The sequence below is a fragment of the Pseudomonas sp. R15(2017) genome, assembly GCF_002112685.1.
Classification (GTDB): Bacteria; Pseudomonadota; Gammaproteobacteria; order Pseudomonadales; family Pseudomonadaceae; genus Aquipseudomonas; species Aquipseudomonas glycinae.
Genome location: NZ_NEII01000003.1, coordinates 375,312 through 398,021, shown reverse-complemented (window position 1 = coordinate 398,021; position 22,710 = coordinate 375,312). Strand labels below are relative to the sequence as shown.

At 60.8% G+C, this 22,710-nt stretch carries 24 protein-coding genes; 11 read left to right on the top strand and 13 right to left on the bottom strand.

Features of this window, described 5'->3' with window-relative positions:
• The first annotated feature begins 142 nt into the window (after positions 1 to 142).
• Positions 143 to 2,503, top strand: coding sequence for a DNA polymerase II (locus CAF77_RS08770; RefSeq protein WP_170928940.1), 2,361 nt, complete (start codon positions 143 to 145; stop codon positions 2,501 to 2,503).
• Here the strand turns inward: CAF77_RS08770 and CAF77_RS08765 are convergent.
• The 3 genes from CAF77_RS08765 to CAF77_RS08755 all read right to left on the bottom strand — a co-directional run bounded on the left by CAF77_RS08765 (position 2,468) and on the right by CAF77_RS08755 (position 5,029).
• Entirely contained in the window at positions 2,468 to 2,938 is a 471-nt protein-coding gene (locus CAF77_RS08765) for a DUF1810 domain-containing protein (RefSeq protein ID WP_064380855.1), read from the bottom strand. The two genes, CAF77_RS08770 and CAF77_RS08765, sit on opposite strands and share 36 nt — an antisense overlap.
• A gap of 29 nt (positions 2,939 to 2,967) precedes the next feature.
• A complete protein-coding gene (locus tag CAF77_RS08760) occupies positions 2,968 to 3,789 on the bottom strand; it encodes an aldo/keto reductase (RefSeq protein ID WP_064380854.1) in 822 nt (273 codons plus the stop codon).
• Between the two features lie 91 nt (positions 3,790 to 3,880).
• A complete protein-coding gene (locus tag CAF77_RS08755) occupies positions 3,881 to 5,029 on the bottom strand; it encodes an aldose epimerase family protein (protein WP_064380853.1) in 1,149 nt (382 codons plus the stop codon).
• A gap of 247 nt (positions 5,030 to 5,276) precedes the next feature.
• On the opposite strand from CAF77_RS08755, the gene CAF77_RS08750 reads away from it, so the two are divergent.
• The 3 genes from CAF77_RS08750 to CAF77_RS08740 all read left to right on the top strand — a co-directional run bounded on the left by CAF77_RS08750 (position 5,277) and on the right by CAF77_RS08740 (position 7,262).
• The gene (locus tag CAF77_RS08750) at positions 5,277 to 6,026 is read left to right on the top strand and encodes a hypothetical protein (protein WP_064384079.1); all 750 of its coding nucleotides are present in this window, start codon (positions 5,277 to 5,279) and stop codon (positions 6,024 to 6,026) included.
• 95 nt (positions 6,027 to 6,121) lie between these two features.
• The gene (locus CAF77_RS08745) at positions 6,122 to 6,907 is read left to right on the top strand and encodes a sulfite exporter TauE/SafE family protein (RefSeq protein ID WP_011335062.1); all 786 of its coding nucleotides are present in this window, start codon (positions 6,122 to 6,124) and stop codon (positions 6,905 to 6,907) included.
• Positions 6,908 to 6,986: 79 nt separating this feature from the next.
• Positions 6,987 to 7,262: a hypothetical protein gene (locus CAF77_RS08740; protein ID WP_335743284.1), complete on the top strand. Its 276-nt coding sequence runs from the start codon at positions 6,987 to 6,989 to the stop codon at positions 7,260 to 7,262.
• On the opposite strand, the gene CAF77_RS08735 is transcribed toward CAF77_RS08740, so the two are convergent.
• Positions 7,252 to 7,716 (bottom strand): GNAT family N-acetyltransferase, encoded by a 465-nt coding sequence (locus CAF77_RS08735; RefSeq protein ID WP_064380849.1) that lies wholly within the window; start codon positions 7,714 to 7,716, stop codon positions 7,252 to 7,254. The two genes, CAF77_RS08740 and CAF77_RS08735, sit on opposite strands and share 11 nt — an antisense overlap.
• Positions 7,717 to 7,926: 210 nt before the next feature.
• Between CAF77_RS08735 and CAF77_RS08730 the strand changes: the two genes are divergently transcribed.
• Positions 7,927 to 8,493 (top strand): DUF4174 domain-containing protein, encoded by a 567-nt coding sequence (locus tag CAF77_RS08730; protein ID WP_064380847.1) that lies wholly within the window; start codon positions 7,927 to 7,929, stop codon positions 8,491 to 8,493.
• A gap of 72 nt (positions 8,494 to 8,565) precedes the next feature.
• Here CAF77_RS08730 and ampC read toward each other — a convergent pair whose 3' ends face one another.
• Entirely contained in the window at positions 8,566 to 9,732 is a 1,167-nt protein-coding gene (gene ampC / locus CAF77_RS08725) for a class C beta-lactamase (RefSeq protein WP_064380845.1), read from the bottom strand.
• 160 nt (positions 9,733 to 9,892) lie between these two features.
• Here ampC and CAF77_RS08720 point away from each other — a divergent pair, with 160 nt between their 5' ends.
• Positions 9,893 to 10,765: a LysR family transcriptional regulator gene (locus CAF77_RS08720; protein ID WP_064380843.1), complete on the top strand. Its 873-nt coding sequence runs from the start codon at positions 9,893 to 9,895 to the stop codon at positions 10,763 to 10,765.
• Positions 10,766 to 10,886: 121 nt separating this feature from the next.
• Here CAF77_RS08720 and gudD read toward each other — a convergent pair whose 3' ends face one another.
• Together gudD and CAF77_RS08710 are read right to left on the bottom strand one after the other, a co-directional pair.
• Positions 10,887 to 12,230 (bottom strand): glucarate dehydratase, encoded by a 1,344-nt coding sequence (gene gudD / locus CAF77_RS08715; protein WP_064380841.1) that lies wholly within the window; start codon positions 12,228 to 12,230, stop codon positions 10,887 to 10,889.
• Positions 12,231 to 12,244: 14 nt separating this feature from the next.
• The gene (locus CAF77_RS08710) at positions 12,245 to 13,591 is read right to left on the bottom strand and encodes an MFS transporter (protein ID WP_011335053.1); all 1,347 of its coding nucleotides are present in this window, start codon (positions 13,589 to 13,591) and stop codon (positions 12,245 to 12,247) included.
• A 364-nt stretch (positions 13,592 to 13,955) separates the two neighbouring features.
• On the opposite strand from CAF77_RS08710, the gene CAF77_RS08705 reads away from it, so the two are divergent.
• The gene (locus tag CAF77_RS08705; RefSeq protein WP_085654300.1) at positions 13,956 to 14,669 is read left to right on the top strand and encodes a FadR/GntR family transcriptional regulator; all 714 of its coding nucleotides are present in this window, start codon (positions 13,956 to 13,958) and stop codon (positions 14,667 to 14,669) included.
• A gap of 156 nt (positions 14,670 to 14,825) precedes the next feature.
• Here the strand turns inward: CAF77_RS08705 and CAF77_RS08700 are convergent, their stop codons facing one another.
• Positions 14,826 to 15,719, bottom strand: a complete 894-nt coding sequence (locus tag CAF77_RS08700) for a DMT family transporter (protein WP_234420577.1) — start codon at positions 15,717 to 15,719, stop codon at positions 14,826 to 14,828.
• Positions 15,720 to 15,820: 101 nt separating this feature from the next.
• Here CAF77_RS08700 and CAF77_RS08695 point away from each other — a divergent pair, with 101 nt between their 5' ends.
• On the top strand, positions 15,821 to 16,684 hold the full coding sequence (locus CAF77_RS08695; protein ID WP_064380837.1) for a LysR family transcriptional regulator: 864 nt from the start codon (positions 15,821 to 15,823) through the stop codon (positions 16,682 to 16,684).
• A 6-nt stretch (positions 16,685 to 16,690) separates the two neighbouring features.
• Here CAF77_RS08695 and yegQ read toward each other — a convergent pair whose 3' ends face one another.
• The gene (gene yegQ, locus CAF77_RS08690; RefSeq protein ID WP_085654298.1) at positions 16,691 to 18,019 is read right to left on the bottom strand and encodes a tRNA 5-hydroxyuridine modification protein YegQ; all 1,329 of its coding nucleotides are present in this window, start codon (positions 18,017 to 18,019) and stop codon (positions 16,691 to 16,693) included.
• Between the two features lie 156 nt (positions 18,020 to 18,175).
• Here yegQ and CAF77_RS08685 point away from each other — a divergent pair, with 156 nt between their 5' ends.
• Positions 18,176 to 19,237: an AI-2E family transporter gene (locus CAF77_RS08685; RefSeq protein ID WP_064380833.1), complete on the top strand. Its 1,062-nt coding sequence runs from the start codon at positions 18,176 to 18,178 to the stop codon at positions 19,235 to 19,237.
• Here the strand turns inward: CAF77_RS08685 and CAF77_RS08680 are convergent.
• The 3 genes from CAF77_RS08680 to CAF77_RS08670 form a co-directional block, all read right to left on the bottom strand.
• On the bottom strand, positions 19,234 to 19,416 hold the full coding sequence (locus CAF77_RS08680; RefSeq protein WP_064380832.1) for a hypothetical protein: 183 nt from the start codon (positions 19,414 to 19,416) through the stop codon (positions 19,234 to 19,236). The genes CAF77_RS08685 and CAF77_RS08680 overlap by 4 nt on opposite strands.
• Before the next feature lie 102 nt (positions 19,417 to 19,518).
• On the bottom strand, positions 19,519 to 19,713 hold the full coding sequence (locus CAF77_RS08675) for a hypothetical protein (protein ID WP_007951579.1): 195 nt from the start codon (positions 19,711 to 19,713) through the stop codon (positions 19,519 to 19,521).
• A gap of 257 nt (positions 19,714 to 19,970) precedes the next feature.
• Positions 19,971 to 20,321, bottom strand: coding sequence for a hypothetical protein (locus CAF77_RS08670; protein ID WP_007951578.1), 351 nt, complete (start codon positions 20,319 to 20,321; stop codon positions 19,971 to 19,973).
• Between the two features lie 254 nt (positions 20,322 to 20,575).
• On the opposite strand from CAF77_RS08670, the gene CAF77_RS08665 reads away from it, so the two are divergent.
• Positions 20,576 to 21,394: a shikimate 5-dehydrogenase gene (locus tag CAF77_RS08665; protein WP_064380830.1), complete on the top strand. Its 819-nt coding sequence runs from the start codon at positions 20,576 to 20,578 to the stop codon at positions 21,392 to 21,394.
• 97 nt (positions 21,395 to 21,491) lie between these two features.
• Positions 21,492 to 22,010, top strand: coding sequence for a cupin domain-containing protein (locus CAF77_RS08660; protein ID WP_085654297.1), 519 nt, complete (start codon positions 21,492 to 21,494; stop codon positions 22,008 to 22,010).
• Positions 22,011 to 22,026: 16 nt separating this feature from the next.
• Here the strand turns inward: CAF77_RS08660 and CAF77_RS08655 are convergent, their stop codons facing one another.
• The gene (locus tag CAF77_RS08655; protein ID WP_085654296.1) at positions 22,027 to 22,677 is read right to left on the bottom strand and encodes a YceH family protein; all 651 of its coding nucleotides are present in this window, start codon (positions 22,675 to 22,677) and stop codon (positions 22,027 to 22,029) included.
• Positions 22,678 to 22,710 lie beyond the last annotated feature (33 nt).

The window sequence follows — 22,710 nt, the reverse complement described above, 5'->3', positions numbered from 1 at the left end:
GGCGCGCAGGGCAAGGCCGCAAAACGGCAGATAACACGCAAAAAACGTCATTTGACCGGGTTTTTCATGGCGAGGCCTTTCTCACGGGTTACGGCAATGCCGCGTAGAATGCCCGTCTGAATCAATTCCTGAGGTTGCAGTGGTGGATTTACAGCAGGGCTTCGTCCTGACCCGGCATTGGCGCGACACCCCGGCCGGCACCGAAGTCGAGTTCTGGCTGGCGACCGACGCCGGGCCGCGCCGTGTGCGTCTGCCGCATCAGCCGTCGGTGGCGTTCATCCCGGCGGCGCAGCGCGAGCAGGCCGAGCGGGTGCTGGCGGACGAAAAGAACGTCGAACTGCGCCCCCTGGCCTTGCAGGATTTCGAGCATCGCCCGGTGCTCGGTCTGTACTGCCAGCAGCATGGTCAGTTGATGCGCCTTGAAACCGCGCTCAACCGCCACAGTGTCGATGTCTTCGAAGCCGATGTGCGACCGCCCGAGCGTTACCTGATGGAACGTTTCATCACCGCGCCGGTGTGGTTCAGCGGCACGCCCGATGCCGACGGCGTGTTGCTCGACGCCCACCTCAAGCCTGCCCCCGACTATCGCCCGCAACTGCGGCTGGTCTCGCTGGACATCGAAACCACCGAGCAGGGCGAGTTGTACTCCATCGCCCTGGAAGGCTGCGGCGAACGTCAGGTGTACATGCTCGGCGCACCGAACGGCGATCACAGCATCGTCGACTTCGACCTCGAGTACTGCGAATCGCGCACCTTGATCCTGAAAAAGCTCAACGACTGGTTCGCCCGTCACGACCCCGACGCGATCATCGGCTGGAACCTCGTGCAGTTCGACCTGCGCATCCTTCACGAACACGCCCGGCGCCTCGGCGTGCCGCTCAAACTCGGGCGTGGCGGCGAGGAAATGCAATGGCGCGAACACGGCAGCCGCAATCATTACTTCGCGGCAGCGGCGGGGCGCTTGATCATCGATGGCATTGAATCCCTGCGTTCGGCGACCTGGAGCTTTCCCTCGTTCAGTCTGGAAAACGTTGCCCAGACCCTGCTCGGCGAGGGCAAGTCCATCGACAACCCGTACCAGCGCATGGACGAGATCAACCGCATGTTCGCCGAGGACAAGCCGGCGCTCGCCAAGTACAACCTCAAGGACTGCGAACTGGTCACGCGGATCTTCGCCAGGACCGAGCTGCTGAAGTTTTTACTGGAGCGCGCCAGCGTCACCGGCCTGCCGGCGGATCGCAGCGGTGGTTCGGTGGCGGCGTTCACGCATTTGTACATGCCGTTGATGCACCGCCAGGGTTTTGTGGCGCCGAACCTCGGCACCAATCCTCCGCAGGCCAGCCCCGGCGGGTTTGTCATGGACTCGCAACCGGGGCTGTACGAATCGGTGCTGGTGCTCGACTACAAAAGCCTTTATCCGTCGATCATCCGTACCTTTCTGATCGACCCGGTGGGGCTGATCGAAGGCTTGCAGCATCCCGACGACAGCGATTCGGTACCGGGTTTTCGCGGTGCGCGCTTTTCCCGCACCCGGCATTGCTTGCCGTCCATCGTCGCCCGGGTCGCCGAGGGCCGCGAGACCGCCAAGCGCGAACACAACGCGCCGTTGTCCCAGGCACTGAAGATCATCATGAACGCCTTCTACGGCGTGCTCGGTTCCAGCGGCTGCCGGTTTTTCGATACGCGGCTGGCGTCCTCGATCACCCTGCGCGGCCACGAGATCATGCTGCGCACCCGGCAGTTGATCGAAGCCCAGGGCCACGCGGTGATTTATGGCGATACCGACTCGACCTTCGTCTGGCTGCGTCGCTCCCACGGTCAGGAAGAAGCGGCGCAAATCGGTCGGGCCTTGGTGCAGCACGTCAACGATTGGTGGCGCGAGCATGTGCGTGAGCAATACGGTCTGGAAAGCGCCCTCGAATTGCAGTTCGAAACTCATTACAAGCGCTTTTTGATGCCGACGATTCGCGGCGCCGAGGAGGGCAGCAAAAAGCGCTACGCCGGTCTGGTGAGCCGCGCTGACGGCAGCGAAGAAATGGTCTACAAAGGCCTGGAAACCGTGCGCACCGATTGGTCGCTGCTGGCCCGGCAATTCCAGCAGGAGCTGTACGAGCGGATCTTCCAGCGCAAGCCGTATCAGGATTACGTGCGCGAGTATGTGCGCAAGACCCTGGCCGGCGAGTTCGACGAGCGACTGGTCTACCGCAAGCGCCTGCGCCGCACCCTCGACGATTACGAACGCAACGTGCCGCCCCACGTGCGCGCCGCGCGGCTGGCGGACGATTACAACGCGCAGCACGGTCGCCCGCGCCAGTACCAGAACGGCGGCTGGATCAGCTACGTCATCACCTTGGCCGGCCCCGAACCGCTGGAAGTGCGCCGCGCCGCCATCGACTACGACCACTACATCACCCGCCAGCTGCAACCGGTGGCAGATGCGATCCTGCCGTTTGTCGACGACGATTTCTCAACCCTGATCGGGGGGCAACTGGGCCTGTTTTGAGTCCAGCAACTGCAAAGTCCATTCGTCCTGAATGCCGTGAAAGAAACGCTCCAGCGCCTGATGCCAGAGGCTGTCTTCGTCGGCGAACTGGGCGAACAGGGTCATTGATGAATGGAATTTCAGGTCGTCCGGATGGCCGAAAATCTCGGCAATCGAACGCTGCTGAACGTTCAGCACCAGCTGCGTGCAAATCCGCAGGCGGGCGCCGAGCAACGGGTGGGCAAGGTAGGCGCGGGTTTCCGGCGCCGAGCTGATTGCGAAGCGCCGCGACATCTCGCTGCCGCCGAGCCCGGCGAACTGCGGGAACACGAACCACATCCAGTGGCTGCGCTTGCGGCCCTCGCCGAGTTCGCGCTGGACCCGTTCGAACACCGGGTCCTGGGCGAGCACGAAGCGTTGCAGGTTGAATGGATCGTCCTGATCAGTGCTTCTCATAACGAAGCCCTCTGTCAGTCGGCGGTGGCTCAGACCATGGCCAGCCGCTGCTTGCGTTTGGGCGCCTGAAACACCTGGTCCAGCGCCGCCAGATCCCCGGCCTCGAGTTGCAGCTGCGCCGCTTGTGCATTGAGCTGCACGTGTTCCGGACGCACGGCCTTGGGAATCGCAATCACCCCATCCTGACGCAGAATCCACGCCAGCGAAACCTGTGCCGGGGTCACGCCGTGACGAGCGGCAATCTGTTTCAGCACCGGCTCGGCCAGCATCGCGCCGCCCTGGCCGATCGGGCAGTACGCCATCAACGGCATGCGCTGCTGTTGGCACCACGGCAGCAGGTCGAATTCGATACCGCGCTCTTCCAGGTTGTACAGCACTTGATTGGTGGCGCAGGCCGAATGCGACAGTTCCTCAAGATCATCGACGTCGAAATTCGACACGCCCCAGCGACCGATCTTGCCGGCCTCGCGCAGGCGCTCGAAGGCCTCGACGGTTTCTTCCAGCGGATACTGGCCGCGCCAATGCAGCAGATAGAGGTCGATGTAATCAGTGTCGAGCCGGCGCAGACTGCGCTCGCAGGCCTGGGGAATGCCTTGGCGGCTGGCGTTGTGCGGGTAGACCTTGCTCACCAGAAACACTTGATCGCGCAGGCCGGCGATGGCTTCGCCGACCACGCTTTCGGCACCGCCTTCACCGTACATTTCCGCAGTGTCAATCAGGGTCATCCCCAGTTCGATGCCACTGCGCAGGGCCGCCACTTCACGCTTGTGCGCCGAGCGGTCTTCGCCCATGCGCCAGGTGCCCTGGCCAATCACCGGCACCTGCACGCCAGCCAGTTCGAGGGTACGCATTCAAACCTCCTTTCTGAAACGGTCGATACCTTTAAGTGGGCAGCAGGATAGCCCACGGGTTCCGTCCGGTTCCAGAAAGGAGGTCAGGTGCTTACTTGGCGGAGAACTTCAACACCACGCTCTGCGTGTAGGTCTGTCCCGGATCCAGTCGGGTACTTGGGAAGTTCGGCTGGTTCGGCGAATCCGGATAGTGCTGAGTTTCCAGGGTGAACGCGCCCCAGTGCGGATAGACCTTGCCACCCTTGCCCTTGACCGTGCCGTCGAGGAAGTTGCTGGTGTAGAACTGCACGCCTGGTTCGTTGGTGAACAGCTGCAAGTGGCGACCGGATTGCGGGTCGCTGACTTCGGCGGCGAGTTTGCTGACGTCTCCCTTGGTGTCCAGCGCCCAGTTGAAATCGAAACCGCCCTGTTTTTCTTCGGCGAATTTCAACTGCAGATGATCGGCCTTGATGTGCTGGCCGATGGCGGTCGGTTTGGTGAAGTCCATCGGCGTGCCGGCCACGGGCGCCAGTTCGCCGGTCGGAATCAGTTTGGCGGTGACCGGGGTGTAATGGCTGGCGTGCAGGGTGGCGACTTGCTTGAGGATGTCGCCATTGCCGGCGCCGGCGAGGTTGAAGTAGCTGTGGTTGGTCAGGTTGAGCACCGTCGGTTTGTCGGTGCTGGCCTTGTAGTCGATGCGCAGCTCGTTGCTGTCGGTGAGGCGGTAGGTCACTTCGGTGGTGAGGTTGCCGGGGAAGCCCATTTCGCCGTCTGCCGACAGGTAGGTCAGGGTCACGCCGACCGAATCCTTGTCCTTGGTTTCTTTCGCCTTCCAGACCTTTTTGTCGAAGCCCTGAGTGCCGCCGTGCAAGGCGTTGGTCTTGTCGTTCTGCGGCACTTGGTAGCGCTTGCCGTCGAGTTCGAAAGCGCCGTCGGCCAGGCGATTGCCGAAGCGGCCGATGGTCGCGCCGAAGTACGCGGTGCCTTTCTGGTAACCCTGCACATCGTCGAAGCCGAGGACGATGTCGTCGAGCTTGCCGTGTTTGTCCGGCACCTGCAGCGACTGCAAGGTTGCGCCGTAGGTGATGACCGTGGCCTGCATGCCGTGGCTGTTGCGCAGGATGTATTGCTCGACCGGCGTGCCGTCATTGGTTTTGCCGAAGGCTTTGTGTTCGCTGGTCAGGCCGGCGGCCTGGGCGGAGAGGGTGGCGATCATCAGGGACAGTCCGAGGCCGCAGAGTGAGTGTCGGGATTGAAGCATGGGTTGACCTTCCTTTTTGTTGTTGTTTTGAAAATCGTTAAATAGTCATGCTAATTAATGGATGAATGGGAATTTATAGCGGATTAAACGATTAATGCAAAAATAAAGTCGGACTAAATTGATTGAGCCAGCGGTGCCGAAGGTCGGGAATCCACGCCGGCACTGCACTTTTGCGAAATCCCCGGCTCTATCCATGGCCAGGGTGCGGTGACTTCCGCCGCACAGGAACGTGTCCGTCAAAGAATTCATGCCGAGAGTTTTGCACCCCATCGCTGCATTCATTTATCGCCCGTGCCTGCTGCTGGCCTTTTTGTCGACGCTGCTGCTCGGCGGTTGCAGCCATCAGGACGGCAACAATTTCATCACCCAGATGCGCGAGGGCAGGCCTCAGGAATTTCTTCAGACCAGTGTTGACCGCATGGCCACGTTGGCGATGCGTGACAACCTCGACAGCCTCTATCGCTTGATGGGCAAGTTGTACCTGCGCAACCCGGACGAGTTGCGCAAATCCGGCTTTCTCGACATTCGCACGGCGGTCAAACAGGTGCGGCTGGCCATCGAACAACAGCAACCTTTGCCGACCCTCGGCGGCAAAAAGGATCTGGCAGCGCTGAGCTATGCCATGAGCCCTGAATTTCTCGGTGACCGGGTGGGTGCGTTCATCTACGCGATCGGCAGCATGTTGGTCACCGCCCACGGCAACCGCACCGAGTTCTACATGACCGATGCGATCAACCCGACCTTCGTCAACAACGCCGCGCGCAACATCGAGAAAGCCACGTGGATCCTCGCCCAACGGCAGAACAAGGAGGGCCAGCCGCTGCTGTTTTCCAACGAAATTTCCGAGGAGGGCAGCAACCTGAGTTTTGCCACGGAGTTTGGCAAAGTCGTGGCGCGTCTGGATCTGCTGACCCAGATGCTCGACGAGCGCTACCGGCGCATCGGGCTGAATTACGCCCAGAGCCTGTTGTTTTTGAATTTTTTGCCAGTGCAGTGAAATGGCATAACGATAGATCCGATCGATATAGGGCGTTATAAGAAAACTGGTTATGCTGCGGGCCGGATTTTCCTGTGGTTTGTCTGGACGTCTTAATGGAATTGGCAAATTTCGGCCTGGTGATTGCCGGGCTGGTGGTGGGGTTCATCGTCGGCATGACCGGTGTCGGCGGCGGTTCGTTGATGACGCCGATCCTGCTGTGGTTCGGCATCAATCCGGCCACAGCGGTGGGCACGGATCTGCTGTACGCGGCCATCACCAAATCCAGTGGCGTGCTGGTGCACAGGAAGAACAAGAACATCGACTGGGCCATCACCGGCTGGCTGACCCTGGGCAGTGTCCCGGCGGTGGCCATGACCTTGTGGTTCCTCAGCACCCTGCACACCGCACCGGACGCGATGAACGCCATCATCAAGCAGGCGCTGGGCTTCGTGCTGTTCGCCACGGCGCTGGCGATTCTGTTCAAGAAGCGCCTGCTGGAATTCGCCCACAAACGTGCCGGCGGCAACTACAACCCCAGCGGTGCGCGCCTGAATGTCATGACCGTGATCACCGGTCTGATCCTCGGCACCATGGTCGCCCTGACCTCCATCGGCGCTGGCGCCCTCGGCACTGTCGCACTGTTCATCCTCTATCCGCTGCTGCCGACCCGCCGCTTGGTCGGCACCGAAATCGCCCACGCCGTACCGCTGACCCTGGTCGCCGGCCTCGGCCACGCGAGCATGGGCAACATGGACTGGGGCGTGCTGGGCTTTCTGCTGGTCGGCTCACTGCCGGGCATCTGGCTCGGCAGCCACCTGACCGGCCGCGTCTCCGATGAACTGCTGCGCCCTTGCCTGGCGACGATGCTGGTGTTGATCGGTTACAAGCTGGCGTTCTGATCGGCAGGCAGCCATGAGCGAAATCACATTCCATTGCAATGGCCGTCTCGCCATCACGGTCGAGCCCCGGGAAATACGCATGAGCCACTGGCTCTACGCGCCTCTAGTGGTTGATCAGCAGCGCCAACAGACGCTGCTGGACTTGAGTGGCAGCCAGTGGGACCTGACTTCCACTACCAATGAAACCGCTGGCGGTATTGATCTACTGCTGCGCAAATATCCGGGTGACAAACCAGCGGTGACATTGAGCGTCAACCTTGATGACGGAATGCTTTGGCTTGGCGGCCGATGCGTCGAACTCTCCGGGCTGGAAGCGGCGCTGGAATTGGCGCTGAGCCAAGCGATCACTGGCTGATAGAGCGCTTCATCACCGTCACCGGCAATCCGTCATATTCCATTTCCTCCAGCACCTCCCAACCCAGGCGCGCATATAGCGACTGCGCGGCATCGGTGTACAGGTACAACTGTGGCACCCCCAGTGCGGCGGCTTCCTCGACGATGCGGTTGACCAGTTGCGAAGCGATGCCGCGGCCGCGCTGTTCGGCCTTCACGTAGACCCCGGCCAGCCACGGCGTCAATTGCGGACGGGCATCCATGTCGCTGTCGATCAGCAGCGCACCGCCGAGCAGTTTTCCGTCTTCGATCGCCACTACCACGCTGGGAATCGCACCTTTGCCGCAGGCGGCGCGCATACGTTCGGTGCGGCTGGCGAGGGTGTCTTCGGGTTTGTACTGGCCCCATTCCTTGAAGTTGAGTTCGGCCAGTTCTTCAATCAGTTCGGGGTGATCGCACAGGTAGTCGATGTGCATGCGCGTTGAACTCCATTTCACAGGTTGAACAGCCACCCTAATGCGGTCATAAAAGGTAATCAAATGCGCGACATGATCGCGCCCAACCGGTTGCGCAAAACCGGTGCTGACCTAAGCTTTGGGCAAGGCGAAACACTTTTGCCGGGCAGCCTCCGGAACAATCGCCGCGATGCGCAATCATTAGAGCGTGGATATCAAAAGGAGATGCGCATGCTCATCAGGTCACTGACCCTGACACTCTTGCTGGCGATTGCCGGCCCCCTGTTCGCCGCCGACGGCGATTCCCCTCTGGACGTCGACAAGGGCATTAACCGCCCATTGATCGTGATCGCTTCCAGCACAGTCGATTCTTATTGGGTCAGCCTGAAAAAAGCGCTGGACGACCCGGCCAACAAACAAGGCATCGCCGACCGCAAGATCAAGGTTTACACCATTCTGAGCATGAGCGGTCAGGTCGATGGCAAAAGCCTCGAGCAGCAGCAAACCATGGCGCTGCTGCGCTCGCTGAAGCTGGGCGCCGGGGCGTATCCGAAAGTCTTCCTGGTGGGCAAGGATGGCGAGACCAAACTGACGGCTTCGGGGGATGAAGCGGCGGCGGTCGACCTGAAGAAAATCTTCGACACCATTGATGCGTTGCCTGCCGCCGAGAAAGAAACTACTTCCACCGTGGTCACCGCCCCGGCCGCTGCGGAACCGGCGCCGGCCAAGGGCGCGAAAGGGACAAAACCGGCGAAGCCGACCAAACCGGCCAAGCCGCCGGAAATGCCGGATGATTGATGTTCTGATTCAGGGGTGATCAGAAAAGTAAAACGGGCGACCTTCTCAGGTCGCCCGTTTTTTATGGCGTGATTACCGGGTCAATTCCCCCAGAATCCTGTGCGCAATCTTCACCCGCTCTCCATTCGGGTAATTGCGGTTCGCCAGAATCACGATCCCGACTTTCTTCGACGGCACGAATGCGACGTAGGCGCCATAACCCCCGGTGGAACCGGTCTTGTTCAGCAGCACGTTCGCCGGTTCAGGCTGTGGCGGATTCAGCCATTTGACCTTGTGCGCCTCCATGGCCATTGGCGTCGAGTTGCCGTCCAGCAGGCGGTCGAGGCTGATCGGGTACGTGTAGCGCTCCCAGCCCAGGCCCTGGGTCATGTCGCCGACGGTGTAGTAGCCGGTGTGAGTGAGGGCGATGGCTTTTTGCAGAGGCGTTTCGAGTTTGGCGGTGTCGAGGTTGGCCTGGACGTATTGCAGCAGGTCGGCGGCGCTGGTTTTCACGCCGTAGGCTTCGGAATCGAGGGCGCCGGGGCTGACTCGAATCGGTTTGTTGTTCTTGTCATAGCCTTGGGCGTAGAGCTTTTGTTCAGACGCGGGCACCGACAGGAAGGTGTGCTTGAGCCCGAGTTTCGGCAGCAGGGTTTCGGTCATGACCTGATTGAACGGTTGACCGAGGCTTTTTGCGGCCAGGTAGCCGAACAGGCCGATGCTCGGGTTGGAATACAGGCGATGGCTGCCGGCCGGATACGTCGGTTTCCACTGTTGGTAATAGCCGAGCATCTTGTCGGCAGAATCCGCAGCATCCGGGAATTGCAGCGGCAGCCCCCCGGCGCTGTACGTGCCCAGTTGCAGCAGGCTGATGTGGTCGAAGGCGCTGCCTTTCAGTTCGGGCCAGTGCTGGCTGGCCGTATCGGAGAGTTGCAGTTTGCCGCTGGTTTGGGCGTAGGCGGCGAGGGTCGCGGTGAAGGTTTTGCTTACCGAGCCGATTTCGAACAGGGTGTTTTCACTCACTGCCTGCCCGGTGCTTTTGTCGGCGACACCGTAGTTAAAGTAATGTGCCTTGCCATCGACGGTCACGGCTACGGCCAGTCCCGCGATGTCCTGTTGCTGCATGACCGGGGTCACGGTGGCCTTGACCAGCGCCTGCAACTGATCGTCGGTTTGTGGGGCGGCCAGGCAGGTGGCGGCGCTGAAGAAAAGTCCGAAAGCGCTGTAGGACGTGAGTTTTCTCAGGTTGGTCGAAGACATGTTTGAACCACTCTCCATGAGTGTTGATGGTGTTATCCCGCTACACTGCGAGCGTTTTTTCATTGGGCTGCTGATCGGCGCCGCCAAATCTAGGCAGTCCGCTGTCTTTCGGCAAACGATGAAAACTCGGATGAGCCATTAGAAAAATTTGGGATTAGGCATGATTCGACCTCAATTGCCTTTGAATGCATTGCGCGCCTTCGAAGCCTCTGCGCGTCATTTGAGCTTTACTCGCGCCGCCGTGGAGTTGTGCGTGACCCAGGCGGCCGTCAGCCATCAGGTCAAAAGCCTCGAGGCGCAACTCGGCGTGATCCTGTTCAAACGCCTGCCCCGTGGGCTGATGCTGACCGGCGAGGGCGAAACCCTGCTGCCGGTGCTGACCACATCGTTCGATCATATCGCGCAGATGCTCGAGCGTCTGGCGGGCGGGCAATATCGGGAAATGCTCACGGTCGGCGCGGTGGGCACTTTCGCGGTGGGCTGGTTGTTGCCGAGGCTGGCAGACTTTCAGGCGAAACATCCGCTCATAGATTTGCGGCTGTCGACCAACAACAATCGGGTGGATGTCGCCGCCGAGGGACTGGATTACGCGATCAGGTTTGGCGCCGGGGCGTGGCACGGTATTGAAGCGACCCGTTTGCTGGAGGCGCCGTTGTCGGTGCTCTGCGTGCCGGAAATCGCCCGGCAACTGCACATGCCGGGGGACCTTCTGCAGCAGCGTTTGCTGCGTTCCTATCGCACCGATGAGTGGCCGGAGTGGTTTCATGCGGCCGGTCTTGCGACCCATGCCGCACCGCCCCAGAGCATCGTGTTCGACTCGTCGCTGGCGATGATGGAGGCGGCGTTGCAGGGCGGCGGGGTGGCACTGGCGCCGCCGTTGATGTTTGCCCGACAACTGGCGGCGGACCTGATCCGCCAACCCTTTGCCATCGAAATCACCACCGGCAGCTATTGGCTGACGCGGTTGCAGTCACGGCCGGAGACGTCGGCAATGGCGGCGTTCAGGCACTGGTTGCTGGAAATGTCCGGCTAGTGAAAATTCTTGTGGGAGCGAGCTTGCTCGCGATGACGGCCTCAAATTCGAAACATCTATCGGCTGAGACTCCGCCATCGCGAGCAAGCTCGCTCCCACAGGGAATTGCGTTGAATCCGGGTCAGCGCACCAGGCAGGGACGCTTGTTATCGAACGTCCAGCCCGGAATCAGAAACTGCATCGCCACGCTGTCATCCCGCGCGCCCAGCCCCATGCCTTTATAGAGCTCGTGGGCCTTGGCCACCTGATCCATGTCCAGCTCCACGCCCAGCCCCGGTTTCTTTGGTACCGGCACGCAGCCATCGACGATTTGCAACGGTGCCTTGGTCAGGCGCTGGCCGTCCTGCCAGATCCAGTGGGTGTCGATGGCGGTGATCTCGCCCGGCGCGGCGGCCGCGACGTGGGTGAACATCGCCAGGGAAATGTCGAAGTGGTTGTTGGAGTGCGAGCCCCAGGTCAGGCCCCATTCGTGGCACATCTGCGCCACGCGCACCGAGCCCTGCATGGTCCAGAAGTGCGGGTCGGCCAGCGGAATGTCCACCGACTGCAGCTGAATCGCGTGACCCATTTCACGCCAGTCGGTGGCGATCATGTTGGTGGCGGTTTTCAGCCCGGTGGCGCGGCGGAATTCGGCCATCACTTCACGGCCCGAGTAACCGTTTTCCGCACCGCACGGGTCTTCGGCGTAGGCCAGCACATGATGCTGATCGCGGCACAGACGGATCGCTTCTTTCAGTGACCACGCGCCGTTCGGATCGAGGGTAATGCGGGCGTCAGGGAAGCGCTCGGCCAGTGCGGTCACCGCTTCGATTTCGGCATCGCCGCTGAGCACGCCGCCCTTGAGCTTGAAGTCCTTGAAGCCATAGCGCGCATGGGCCGCCTCGGCCAGGCGTACCACGGCGTCGGCGGTCATGGCTTTCTCGTGACGCACGCGGAACCAGTCGTTGTCGGCATCCGGTTCGCTGCGGTAGGCGAGGTCGGTTTCCCGGCGATCGCCCACGTAGAACAGGTAGCCAAGCATCTTCACTTCATCGCGTTGCTGACCTTCGCCGAGCAATGCGGCCACCGGCACGTCGAGGTGCTGGCCAAGCAGGTCGAGCAGGGCGGCTTCGAGCCCGGTGACCGCGTGAATGGTGATGCGCAGGTCGAAGGTTTGCAGGCCACGGCCTCCGGCGTCGCGGTCGGCGAAAGTCTGGCGCACCTGGTTGAGGATCTTCTGGTAGGTGCCGATCGGGCTGCCGACCACCAGGCTGCGGGCGTCTTCTAGGGTCTGGCGGATACGTTCGCCGCCGGGCACTTCACCGACCCCGGTGTGGCCGGCGTTGTCCTTGAGGATGACGATGTTGCGGGTGAAAAACGGCCCGTGTGCGCCGCTCAGGTTGAGCAGCATGCCGTCGTGGCCGGCGACCGGGATGACTTGCATCTCGGTGATGATCGGGGCTTTGGCGATGTCGTGTGCGGTCATTTGGGATTGTCCTTTCAAGCGTGTTTCGGCGCGGCATCGGCCACGGCGACGTCAGGTGCGGATTTGGGTGTCATGCGGGCGGCGAACACGATAATCGCGGCAATGATCGAGGTCGCGGCCAGGCCATAGAGGCCGCCCTGGATCGAACCGGTGTGTTGTTCCAGCAGGCCGAACGTGGTCGGAGCGACGAAGCCGCCGAGGTTGCCCACCGAGTTGATCAGTGCGATCACGGCAGCGGCGATCCGTGCATCGAGATAGGCCTGCGGGATTGGCCAGAACAGCGACGAAGCGGATTTGAAACCCAGCGCAGCAAAGCAGATCGCAACGAAAGCGAAGATCGGCCCGCCGGTGGTGGACATAAACATCCCCGCCGCGGCGATCAACAGCGCCGTGGCAACCCACGCCTGCTGATGCTTCCATTTCGCCGAGAACGAGGCGAACGCATACATGCCAATGATCGACAGCAGCCACGGAATCGAGTTGAACAGGCCGACCTGGAAGTCGCTCATCTCGCCCATCTTCTTGATGATGCTCGGCAGCCAGAACGTCGCGGCGTAGATGGTCAATTGAATGAAGAAGTAGATCAGGCAGAACAGGATGATCTGACGATCCTTGAGCAGTTTGCCCAGCGACGGCCGGATCGGGGTCGCGGCTTCGCGGGCCTTTTGTTCATCGTCGATGGCTTTGACCAGCGCGTCTTGCTCGGCACGGGTCAGCCATTTGGCATCGTGGGGCTTGGCGTCGAGCCAGAACCAGACGAATACGCACAGGCCGACCGAGAACATCCCTTCAATGAAATACATCCACTGCCAGCCGTGCATGCCGAGACCTTCGATCTGCAGCAACAGACCAGACAACGGGCCGGAAATCAGCGAGGCCACGGCCGAACCGCTCAAGAAAATCGCAATCGCCTTGCCGCGCTCGGCCCCAGGTAACCAGCGGGTGAAGTAGTAGATCACCCCGGGAAAGAACCCGGCCTCGGCCACGCCGAGCAGAAAACGCAGGATGTAGAAGTGGGTTTCATTCTGGATGAACGCCATGCCGGCGGCGACCAGGCCCCAGGTGAGCATGATGCGGGTCAGCCAGATTCGTGCGCCGACCTTTTGCAGCAGCATGTTGGAGGGGACTTCGAACAGCGCGTAACCGATGAAGAACAGCCCGGCACCGAAACCGTAGGCCGCGGCACCGATGCCGAGGTCGTGTTCCATGTGGGTGCGGACGAAGCCGATGTTCACCCGGTCAATGTAATTGACGATGAACATGATGACGAACAGCGGCAGGACGTGGCGTTTGACTTTGGCAATGGCGGAGGACAGCACGGAATCGGCGCCCTCGTTCATCCCGGCAATGGATGATTTCACTTGGTTTTCTCCCACTCGTTATTTTTATGCGGGGTGAATCTGGGTGTTGCGTGTTGATAGACATCATACAACTAGATTTTTTTGTCCTACAAGCGGGAGTGCTCAATCAAATTTGTCTACGGAGAGCGGTTTTTATGCTTTTTCAGATTTTCAATCCCGTTTTTATTGGGTTTTATAGAGGTTCTATCAGGTGTGATGTAGAGTTTTACGCCAGTGATCGTGGAGTAATTGCCCGGCGAAATGGAAGAGTGTCTGTCTAAAATTGAGTGTTGTCATACAAGTTGAATCCCGGAATTCATAGGAGCTCATACAAGTCATTGCCGCCAGTGCTACGATCGGTCTGCCCCGATCACCGGAACCGACCATGCAAGAAGACCTCGACGCTCCCGCCCGCAAACGCGCGCACAACCTGGCCCATGACCTGGTGGAGAAGCTGACCCAGAGCATCTTGCTCGGTCAGATGCTGCCCGGTGACAAGTTGCCGTCGGAAAACTCGATCGTTCAGGAACACGGCGTCAGTCGCACTGTCGTGCGCGAGGCGATTTCCAAATTGCAGGCGTCGGGGCTGGTGGAGACGCGGCACGGCATCGGTACGTTCGTGATCGAACGCGCACCGGAGCAGGGGTTGCGACTGAATGTCGACACCGCGCTGGGGGTGCGCAGCATTCTCGAATTGCGCATGGGGCTGGAGACTCAAGCGGCGGCACTGGCCGCGCAGCGCCGCACCGAACAGCAGCTGGAGCAGATGCGTCAGGCACTCGATGACTATCAGCGTCTACTGGCCAACAACGACAGCTGCGTCGAGGCCGACCGGCGCTTCCACCTGTTGATTGCCGAAGCCACCGGCAATGTCTGCTTCACCGAGATCATGCAACACCTTGGCAGCGCGATGATCCCGCGCACCCGGGTCAATGCGGCTGAACGCGGGGCGGTGGATTTGAGCAAGCTCGGGCAACTGGCGAATCTGGAACATGAGGCCATTTTCAACGCAATCAAACGCCAGGATCCGGACGCGGCGCGTGCGGCGATGTGGCTGCACTTGACCAACAGTCGTGACCGGTTTTCGGCTCAGGGTTGAATTGAGTGAAGGGGGGGGCGGGCCAGACTCATCGTCGGATCGCAGGCCGGATCAAGCCACATTTTTTGTGTCAGCCCCAAATCCAACGCCTGGCTCTGAACCCTGTGGGAGCGGGCTTGCCCGCGAAGGCGGCCTCTGCTTCGAAACAATTCAGGATCAGGCCTGAGTTGCCCGAACCACCATCGGCCGCTCCAGATTCAACGCCAGCACACTGATCAGCACCACCGCCGAACCCGCCAGCACCAGTAACGTCGGTCTCTCACCCAATCCCACCGAAGCAATTCCCATCGCAGTCGGCGGAATCAGATACAGCGTCATCGTCGCCCGGCTCAGGTCCACATGCTTGAGCACGAATGCCCACGCCAGATAGGCGAGGGCGCTGGGAAACACGCCCAGACCCAGCACCGCCCATTGCACCCGCAATGGCGCACCGGCCACGCTGTCGGCCAATCCCGGCAAGTAGATCAACAGCAACAACGTGCCTGACCACACCGTGTAGCAAACCAGTGTCAGTCCGTCATAACGCCGGGCATGATGTTTTTGCAGAGCGAAGTAGACGCTCCACGACACTGCCGCCAGCAGGATCAATAAACCATGCGCGTCGAGGCTGCCGAGGCCGCGATCGCCGCTGACCACGATCACCACGCCGACGAACCCCAGCAACACACAACCCCAGCGCCAGACGCTGACCCGATCCTTGAACAGAAACCGCGCCAGCAGCGTGCTGAACAGCGGCGTCGATTGCGCCAGCACACTCGACGCGCCGGCGCTGACGCTTTGCTGGCCGATGTTCAACACGACGTGATGCAGGCTCACGGCAAAAAAGCCCAGGGCAAACAACAGCGGCAGGTCTTGCAGGCGCGGCAGGTGAATGCCTTTGAAACCAGCAATCACGGCCATGAACAGCGATGCCAACAGAAACCGCAGCAACGCCAGATGACCGGGATCGTAGGCTTGCAGGCCGATATGGATGCCGGTCGGCGAATAGGCCCAGCAGCCGACCACGAAGGCCATGGCCAACAGGATTTTCAAAGGAGAAGTGGAACGCATGAGCGAGGCACCAAGAGGGTTGATGCGCCGAGTATCCGGGCGGGCAATCATTCGCCACAACTGACTTATACTGCGCGAATTGTTCACTCAGAGTGATGATTATGGAGCTGGCGCAAATCCGCATGTTCAAGACCGTGGCCGAGGTCGGCAGCATCGCCAAAGCCGCTGAAAAGCTGTTTTGCGTGCCGTCGAACATCACAGCGCGGATCAAATCCCTGGAAGCGGAACTGGGGGTGGCGCTGTTTCTGCGCGAAGGGCGGGGGCTGCGGATCAGTCCGGCGGGGCAGACATTTCTGGCTTATGCGCAGAAGATTCTGGCACTGACAGCTGAAGCCAAGCGCGCGGTCGATCCTGCCTCTGAGCCGTCCGGGCCGCTGCGTATCGGCGCCATCGAATCTTCGGCGACCGGGCGTCTGCCGCGCCTGCTGGCAAAATTTCACAAGCGTTATCCGAACGTGGCGCTGGAACTGACCACCGGCACCTGGGGACAACTGCTCGACGATACCGTCAGCCATCGGCTCGACGGCGCGATCGTCGCGGTGGACGTCGAGCGCTCCCAGCTCAAACGCACGCCGATGTATCGCGAAGAATTGCTGCTGATCGCATCGACCTCGTTCGGGCCGGTGCGCGACCTCGATGATTTGCAGGACAAGACCGTGTTCATGTGGCCGCAAGGCTGTCCGTATCGCGCCGCGCTGGAGCATTGGTTGTTGCGTCAGGGGCTGGCGCTGCCGATTGTCAGTCTGGCCAGTTACGGGGCGATTGTCGGTTGCGTGAGTGCCGGCGCCGGCGTGGCGCTGGTACCCAAAGGCGTGTTCGAGCAGTACGCCAAAGGCGCGGGGTGTGCGGGTTACGAATTCCCGGAGCTGACAGCCATCGACAATTTGTTCTACTGGCATGAAAACGCCGGGGTGCACCCGGCGCGTGAGGCGTTTGTGGCGATGTTGCGCGAGGAATTTGTCTGAGCCGGATCAGGCTCCGCTCACGTCGCGCATCAACAAGCCGAAGCGCAAATCCACTGCATCCGGAATCGGCAGATAAACCGTGTGCCCATCCCCCGGCGCCACGTCGATGGCGTCTCCCTTCAGGTTCTGCAGTTCATGCAGATCAAAATGGAAATTGCCCTTGGGCGTCATCAGTTCCAGATGATCGCCCACGGCAAAGCGGTTCTTCACCTTGACCTCGGCCAGACGATCCCGCCGCTCGCCGGTCAGTTCGCCCACAAACTGCTGACGCTCCGACACCGAGCTGCCGTTCTGATAGTTCTGGTATTCGTCATGGACGTGCCGGCGCAGGAAACCTTCGGTGTAGCCGCGCTGAGCGAGGGATTCCAGGTCGGTCATCAGGCTGCGGTCGAATTCGCGACCGGCCACCGCATCGTCGATGGCCCGGCGATAGACCTGGGTGGTGCGCGCGCAATAGAAGTGCGATTTGGTCCGGCCTTCGATCTTCAGTGAGTGCACGCCCATGCGGGTCAGGCGCTCGACGTGCTGCACCGCGCGCAGGTCCTTGGCGTTCATGATGTAGGTGCCGTGTTCGTCTTCGAATGCCGGCATCAGTTCGCCGGGACGGTTGGCTTCCTGCAACAGGAACACCTGATCGGTGGGGGCGCCGAGGCCGAGGGTCGGTTGTGGTTCGAAGGTCTGCACGATTTCACCGAGATGGTTTTCGCTGGCTTCCTGCGCCGAGTATTTCCAGCGGCAGGCATTGGTGCAGGTGCCCTGATTGGCGTCGCGCTTGTTCATGTAGCCCGAGAGCAGGCAGCGGCCGGAGTAGGCCATGCACAGCGCGCCGTGGACGAACACTTCCAGTTCCATGCCCGGCACTTGCTCGCGGATTTCGCCGATCTCTTCCAGCGACAGTTCACGGGACAGGATGATCCGGCTCAGCCCCTGTTGCTGCCAGAACTCGACGCTCGCCCAGTTCACCGTGTTGGCCTGCACCGAGAGGTGGATCGGCATCTGTGGAAAGTGCCGGCGTACGAGCATGATCAGGCCCGGGTCGGACATGATCAGCGCGTCCGGCGCCATCTCGATTACCGGCGCCAGGTCCTTGAGGAAGGTTTTCAGCTTGGCGTTGTGCGGCGCGATGTTGACCACCACGTAGAAGCGCTTGCCCTGGGCCTGGGCTTCACGAATGCCGAGCGCCAGGTTGGCGTGATCGAACTCGTTGTTGCGCACCCGCAGGCTGTAGCGCGGCTGGCCGGCATACACCGCATCGGCCCCGTAGGCGAAGGCGTAGCGCATGTTTTTCAGGGTGCCGGCGGGGGCGAGCAGTTCGGGGGTGAAGGAGGTCGTCATGGCGGCGTCGGTTGCAAAAGCGCGGCAGGGTAGAGCAGTTGCGCCGAGGGTTTATTGATCTGGATCTATGCTCCATGAAGAAACAGGGCACTCGCGCTGACGCTGGCTGACTAAACGGGACGGGCGCGGGTGGCGCCTGACTGACCTGGACCGGACATGAACCAAAAGAGTCTGCAATTCAAATCCCTCACCGTGCTGTTGTTTCTGGTGACGGTCGCCTTTATCTGGATCCTGCTGCCGTTTTACGGCGCGGTGTTCTGGGCGGTGATACTCGGCATCCTGTTCGCGCCGATGCAACGTCAGTTGCAACTGAAATTCGGCTGGCAACGCAACCTCACATCCCTGTGTACCTTGAGCATCTGCCTGGTGATCGCGATCTTGCCGGTGATCATCCTCAGTGTGCTGCTGGTGCAGGAAGGGGCCACGCTCTACGACAATATCGAAAGCGGCAAGCTCGATATCGGCGCTTATCTGGCGCAGTTCAAGCACAGCCTGCCACCGTACTTTCAGCATCTGCTGGACCGTTTCGGCATGGGCGAGCTCAATGCCCTGCGCGAGAAGATCGTCAAGGCCGCCATGCAGGGCAGTCAGGTGTTGGCAAGCCAGGCGTTCAGTTTCGGCCAGGGCACGTTCGAATTCGTGGTGAGTTTTTTCATCATGTTGTACCTGTTGTTTTTCTTCCTGCGCGACGGCGCCGAACTGGCGCGCAAGGTGCGCACCGCGATCCCGCTGGAGGAGCATCACAAGCGTCGTTTGCAGCTGAAATTCAACCGCGTGGTACGCGCGACGGTGAAGGGCAATCTGCTGGTGGCGATCACTCAAGGTGCGCTGGGCGGGGCGATTTTCTGGTTTCTCGACATTCCCAGCGCGTTGCTCTGGGCGGTTCTGATGGCGTTTCTGTCGTTGCTGCCAGCTGTGGGGGCTGGGATTGTCTGGGTGCCGGTCGCCATTTACTTCCTGCTCAGCGGGATGATCTGGCAGGGCGTGGTGCTGGGGTTGTTCGGGGTATTCGTGATCGGTCTGGTGGACAACCTGCTGCGCCCGATCCTGGTGGGCAAAGACACCCGGATGCCGGACTACATGATCCTGATCTCTACCCTGGGCGGTCTGGCGGTGTTCGGCCTCAACGGTTTCGTGATCGGGCCGCTGATCGCGGCGCTGTTCATGTCGAGTTGGGCGCTGTTCATCGAAAGTAAGCCGAAAGTGCAGCTGCCTTAAGCCTTGAACGGGCCGTTGAGCAGTTGCTGCGACAGCGCCTGCGCCGCTGGCAGGGATGTAAGCGGGCCGCTGACCGGCTCGCCGTCGCGCACCAGATACCAGCAGGCGAGCAGCCCCAGTTCTCTGAGCGAGGCGGGTACGGCGCTGCCGATAACGGACATGATTTGAACCTGAGCCATGAAAAGTACCTCCATCAATCGATGGGGCTACCTTAGGCAATTGGCCGTTTCAGGGACAATCAACGCTTTCGATAGTGGTCATTGACGCCAGTGAGGACTGGCTCAATCCACCACTTGATCGAGCATGTGCACGATCTCGTGTTCGTTGAGGAACCCCTTGCGCACCAGGTTTTCCGCCAGCAGCGAGAGAAACTTCGCGGTGCGGTGGCCTTCCAGGTGCTTGAGTTCGGTCAGGGCGTTGTAGACCTTGCTCGAGGTGCATAAACCGACGATGCGGTGCGGATTCTGTGTTGGCATTCAAGTCGTCCTTGTTGTTATCAACCTGTTGTATGCGGACGGATTCAGAGTGCGGTTCCGTCATGACAAATAGATGACCGTTTGTGTTTTTCCCCGACGGTCGAGTCCATCATGCCGACTTTAACGGTTCAAACTGTCCCCACAGCGACCTTGGCGAGATTTTTTCAGACCTTGGCCGACGGACGGTTGGATTTTCCGCCGGCAATAATATGCGCGCAATAAAAAGCCCCGCTATCAGGCGGGGCTTCGTGTACCGGTTACCAGCGCGGGCCACCGTAGTAGTGTGGCCGGCCGTAATACCCGCGAGGCGGGCCGTAATACACCGGGGCCGGTTGGACGTAGACCGGTTGCTGCACATAAACCGGGGCCGGCTGGTAATAGACCGGTGGCGGCGGTTGCTGCACGTAGACCGGTGCCGGTTGAGCGTAAACGGGCTGTTGGACGTACACCGGCCGATCCTGGTTGATGAGCGCCGAGCCGATGATGGCCGAGCCGACGATCGCACCAAATACCGCCGGGCCCTGCCAGCCACCGCCGTGGGCTTCTGCCTGACCTGTGATCGCGAATGCACCAATCAACAAGGCCACGATGGGGAGTTTACGAATCATGATAATTCCTCGGTTCTTCGACCCGGCGTCCGAGCCTGCAACAGGCCCGGAATGGCGCGGGGATACTTCTAAGACAGCAACATTTTGAAAAACAGCACGGCCGCTGGGTAAATTTTGTGTAAGGTCTGTACCGGTTTATTTACCGGACTTCTGCCATCGGCTGTGATGCCCGGAACAGACCGCCTTATGATCGTTCAGAACCCGATGGCCTGGCTAATCCCGTCCATCCGAAAGTGCATTCGAAGGAGCCTCCCATGCAGATGAACCCCAACAAAGACACCCAATTGTGCATGTCCCTGTCTGGGCGTCCCGGGAATTTCGGTCTGCGTTTTCATAACCATTTGTATGAACAACTGGGCCTGAATTTCTACTACAAGGCATTCAGCAGCCAGGACCTGCCCGGTGCGGTCGGCGGGATCCGCGCGCTGGGGATTCGCGGTTGCGGGGTGTCGATGCCGTTCAAGGAAGCGAGCATTGCGCTGGTCGATGAGCTGGATGCGTCGGCGGCAGCGATTCAGTCGATCAACACCATCGTCAACACCAACGGCCATCTCAAGGCCTACAACACCGATTACATTGCCATCGCCCAGTTGCTGGAAACCCACGCGGTGCCCAAGGACACGACTTTCGCGCTGCGCGGCAGCGGCGGTATGGCCAAGGCGGTGGCCAGTGCCTTGCGCGATGGCGGTTACAAAAACGGTTTGATCGTCGCCCGCAACGAGCGCGCCGGCCGTGCGCTGGCGGACTCCCTGGGCTATCGCTGGCAGGCAGAGCTGGGAGCCGAGCGGCCGCAGATGCTGGTCAACGTGACCCCGGTGGGCATGGACGGCGGACCGGAAGCCGGGCAGCTGTCGTTTGAGGTGGATGTGATCAAGTCTGCCGACACTGTGTTCGATGTGGTGGCGATCCCCTCGGAAACCCCGTTGATCGTGCGCGGTCGTGCCGAAGGTAAAAAAGTGATCACCGGGCTGGAGGTAATCGCGATCCAGGCGCTTGAGCAGTTCGTGCTGTACACCGGCGTGCGGCCGACGGTCGAGCAGTTCGATGCGGCGGTGGCGTTCGCCCGCAGTTGATAGCGCCTGAACAACGGTGAGTCCGCCCGGATTTGCCGTTGCCTATACTGCTGGATCAGCAAGCACAGACTTGCCCTTCACAAAAGCCGAGGTTTGCATGTATCCGCCCATTCTCAACCTGAATGACGTCGAACTCGAACCGCTTCCCGAAGCCCTGTCGCCCGAAGGCGAAACCGCCGGGCGCTATCGGCAGCGCCTGGCCAGGGTCGGCCAGCAACTGGGTGCGCAAAAGCTTGGTTATCGCCTGTATGCGCTGCCACCGGGCATGCGTGGCAGTCCGTTTCACAGTCATCGGGTCAATGAGGAAATGTTTTACGTGGTGGCCGGGGAAGGGGAAGTGCGCCTGGGCGCCGAACGTTTCCCGATCCGCGCCGGCGACGTGATCGCCTGCCCGCCGGGCGGCCCTGAAGCGGCGCATCAAATCATCAACACCAGTGCTGCGGAACTGCGCTATCTGGCCGTCAGCACCCAGCAGCAACCGGAAATCTGCGAGTACCCGGACTCGAACAAATACGCGGTGATGGACAACTTCAATGTCGATGCCGAAGGCAATGCCTCGGGATTCGTGGCGGTGGCGCGGCAGTCGGACGGGGTGGATTACTGGGACGGCGAATAACACCGCCCCGACGCGCTTATTCTTCGAGGCGGGCCAGACGCTCTTCCAGCGCCGCAATCCGCGCTTCCAGCTCTTCGATGCGCTCTACAGACACGCCGCTGGCAGCCCCGCGATCACTCGGATTCTGCCGCGCCGCGATAATCGCCTCGATGTCCGCCGGATCGCCCAGCGCGTGGGTGTAACGATCTTCGCGCTGGCCGGCCTGACGCGGAATCAACACCGCCAGCTCCCGGGCGATCAGGCGTTCAAGCTGATGCACCACTTGTTCGGCGTCTTCGAATTCATGCATGCGACCGCTGCGGGTCAGCAGTTCGTTGACGGTCTGCGGGCCGCGCAAGAACATCAACCCGGTCAGAATCAATTGCGCCGGCACCAGTTCCAGCGCCTTGTCGACCTTGTGCTCCCAGCGGTCGGCGCGACTGCCCATCACCAGTTTGGCGAAACCACGGCTTTCGAGGGCGCGCAGGCTCTGGCCGACCTGGCCCTGGGTCAGGTTCATCACCGGTTCGCGGCTGGTTTTCTGGTTGCAGGCCAACACCAGCGCATTGAGGGTCAACGGATAGGTTTCCGGGCTGGTGGCCTGTTTCTCGATCAGCGAACCCAGAATGCGGATTTCCGTGGCGTTGAGCCGTGGTTCGTTGGTGGCGGTTTCAAGTTCTGTGGTCATCGCGCGTTCCCTCTGCAGTCGAAGGCGCCTAGC

Excerpts from the sequence above, each read along its gene's own strand:
- CAF77_RS08700 (WP_234420577.1), bottom strand. The coding sequence starts at position 15,719 with ATGCGTTCCACTTCTCCTTTGAAAATCCTGTTGGCCATGGCCTTCGTG.
- CAF77_RS08735 (WP_064380849.1), bottom strand. The coding sequence starts at position 7,716 with ATGCACATCGACTACCTGTGCGATCACCCCGAACTGATTGAAGAACTG.
- gudD (WP_064380841.1), bottom strand. The coding sequence starts at position 12,230 with ATGACCGCACACGACATCGCCAAAGCCCCGATCATCACCGAGATGCAA.
- CAF77_RS08655 (WP_085654296.1), bottom strand. The coding sequence starts at position 22,677 with ATGACCACAGAACTTGAAACCGCCACCAACGAACCACGGCTCAACGCC.
- CAF77_RS08660 (WP_085654297.1), top strand. The coding sequence starts at position 21,492 with ATGTATCCGCCCATTCTCAACCTGAATGACGTCGAACTCGAACCGCTT.
- CAF77_RS08675 (WP_007951579.1), bottom strand. The coding sequence starts at position 19,713 with ATGCCAACACAGAATCCGCACCGCATCGTCGGTTTATGCACCTCGAGC.
- CAF77_RS08755 (WP_064380853.1), bottom strand. The coding sequence starts at position 5,029 with ATGCTTCAATCCCGACACTCACTCTGCGGCCTCGGACTGTCCCTGATG.
- CAF77_RS08680 (WP_064380832.1), bottom strand. The coding sequence starts at position 19,416 with ATGGCTCAGGTTCAAATCATGTCCGTTATCGGCAGCGCCGTACCCGCC.
- CAF77_RS08765 (WP_064380855.1), bottom strand. The coding sequence starts at position 2,938 with ATGAGAAGCACTGATCAGGACGATCCATTCAACCTGCAACGCTTCGTG.
- CAF77_RS08740 (WP_335743284.1), top strand. The coding sequence starts at position 6,987 with ATGAGCCACTGGCTCTACGCGCCTCTAGTGGTTGATCAGCAGCGCCAA.
- CAF77_RS08695 (WP_064380837.1), top strand. The coding sequence starts at position 15,821 with ATGGAGCTGGCGCAAATCCGCATGTTCAAGACCGTGGCCGAGGTCGGC.
- CAF77_RS08665 (WP_064380830.1), top strand. The coding sequence starts at position 20,576 with ATGCAGATGAACCCCAACAAAGACACCCAATTGTGCATGTCCCTGTCT.
- CAF77_RS08760 (WP_064380854.1), bottom strand. The coding sequence starts at position 3,789 with ATGCGTACCCTCGAACTGGCTGGCGTGCAGGTGCCGGTGATTGGCCAG.
- CAF77_RS08730 (WP_064380847.1), top strand. The coding sequence starts at position 7,927 with ATGCTCATCAGGTCACTGACCCTGACACTCTTGCTGGCGATTGCCGGC.
- CAF77_RS08670 (WP_007951578.1), bottom strand. The coding sequence starts at position 20,321 with ATGATTCGTAAACTCCCCATCGTGGCCTTGTTGATTGGTGCATTCGCG.
- CAF77_RS08685 (WP_064380833.1), top strand. The coding sequence starts at position 18,176 with ATGAACCAAAAGAGTCTGCAATTCAAATCCCTCACCGTGCTGTTGTTT.
- yegQ (WP_085654298.1), bottom strand. The coding sequence starts at position 18,019 with ATGACGACCTCCTTCACCCCCGAACTGCTCGCCCCCGCCGGCACCCTG.
- CAF77_RS08745 (WP_011335062.1), top strand. The coding sequence starts at position 6,122 with ATGGAATTGGCAAATTTCGGCCTGGTGATTGCCGGGCTGGTGGTGGGG.
- ampC (WP_064380845.1), bottom strand. The coding sequence starts at position 9,732 with ATGTCTTCGACCAACCTGAGAAAACTCACGTCCTACAGCGCTTTCGGA.
- CAF77_RS08750 (WP_064384079.1), top strand. The coding sequence starts at position 5,277 with ATGCCGAGAGTTTTGCACCCCATCGCTGCATTCATTTATCGCCCGTGC.
- CAF77_RS08720 (WP_064380843.1), top strand. The coding sequence starts at position 9,893 with ATGATTCGACCTCAATTGCCTTTGAATGCATTGCGCGCCTTCGAAGCC.
- CAF77_RS08705 (WP_085654300.1), top strand. The coding sequence starts at position 13,956 with ATGCAAGAAGACCTCGACGCTCCCGCCCGCAAACGCGCGCACAACCTG.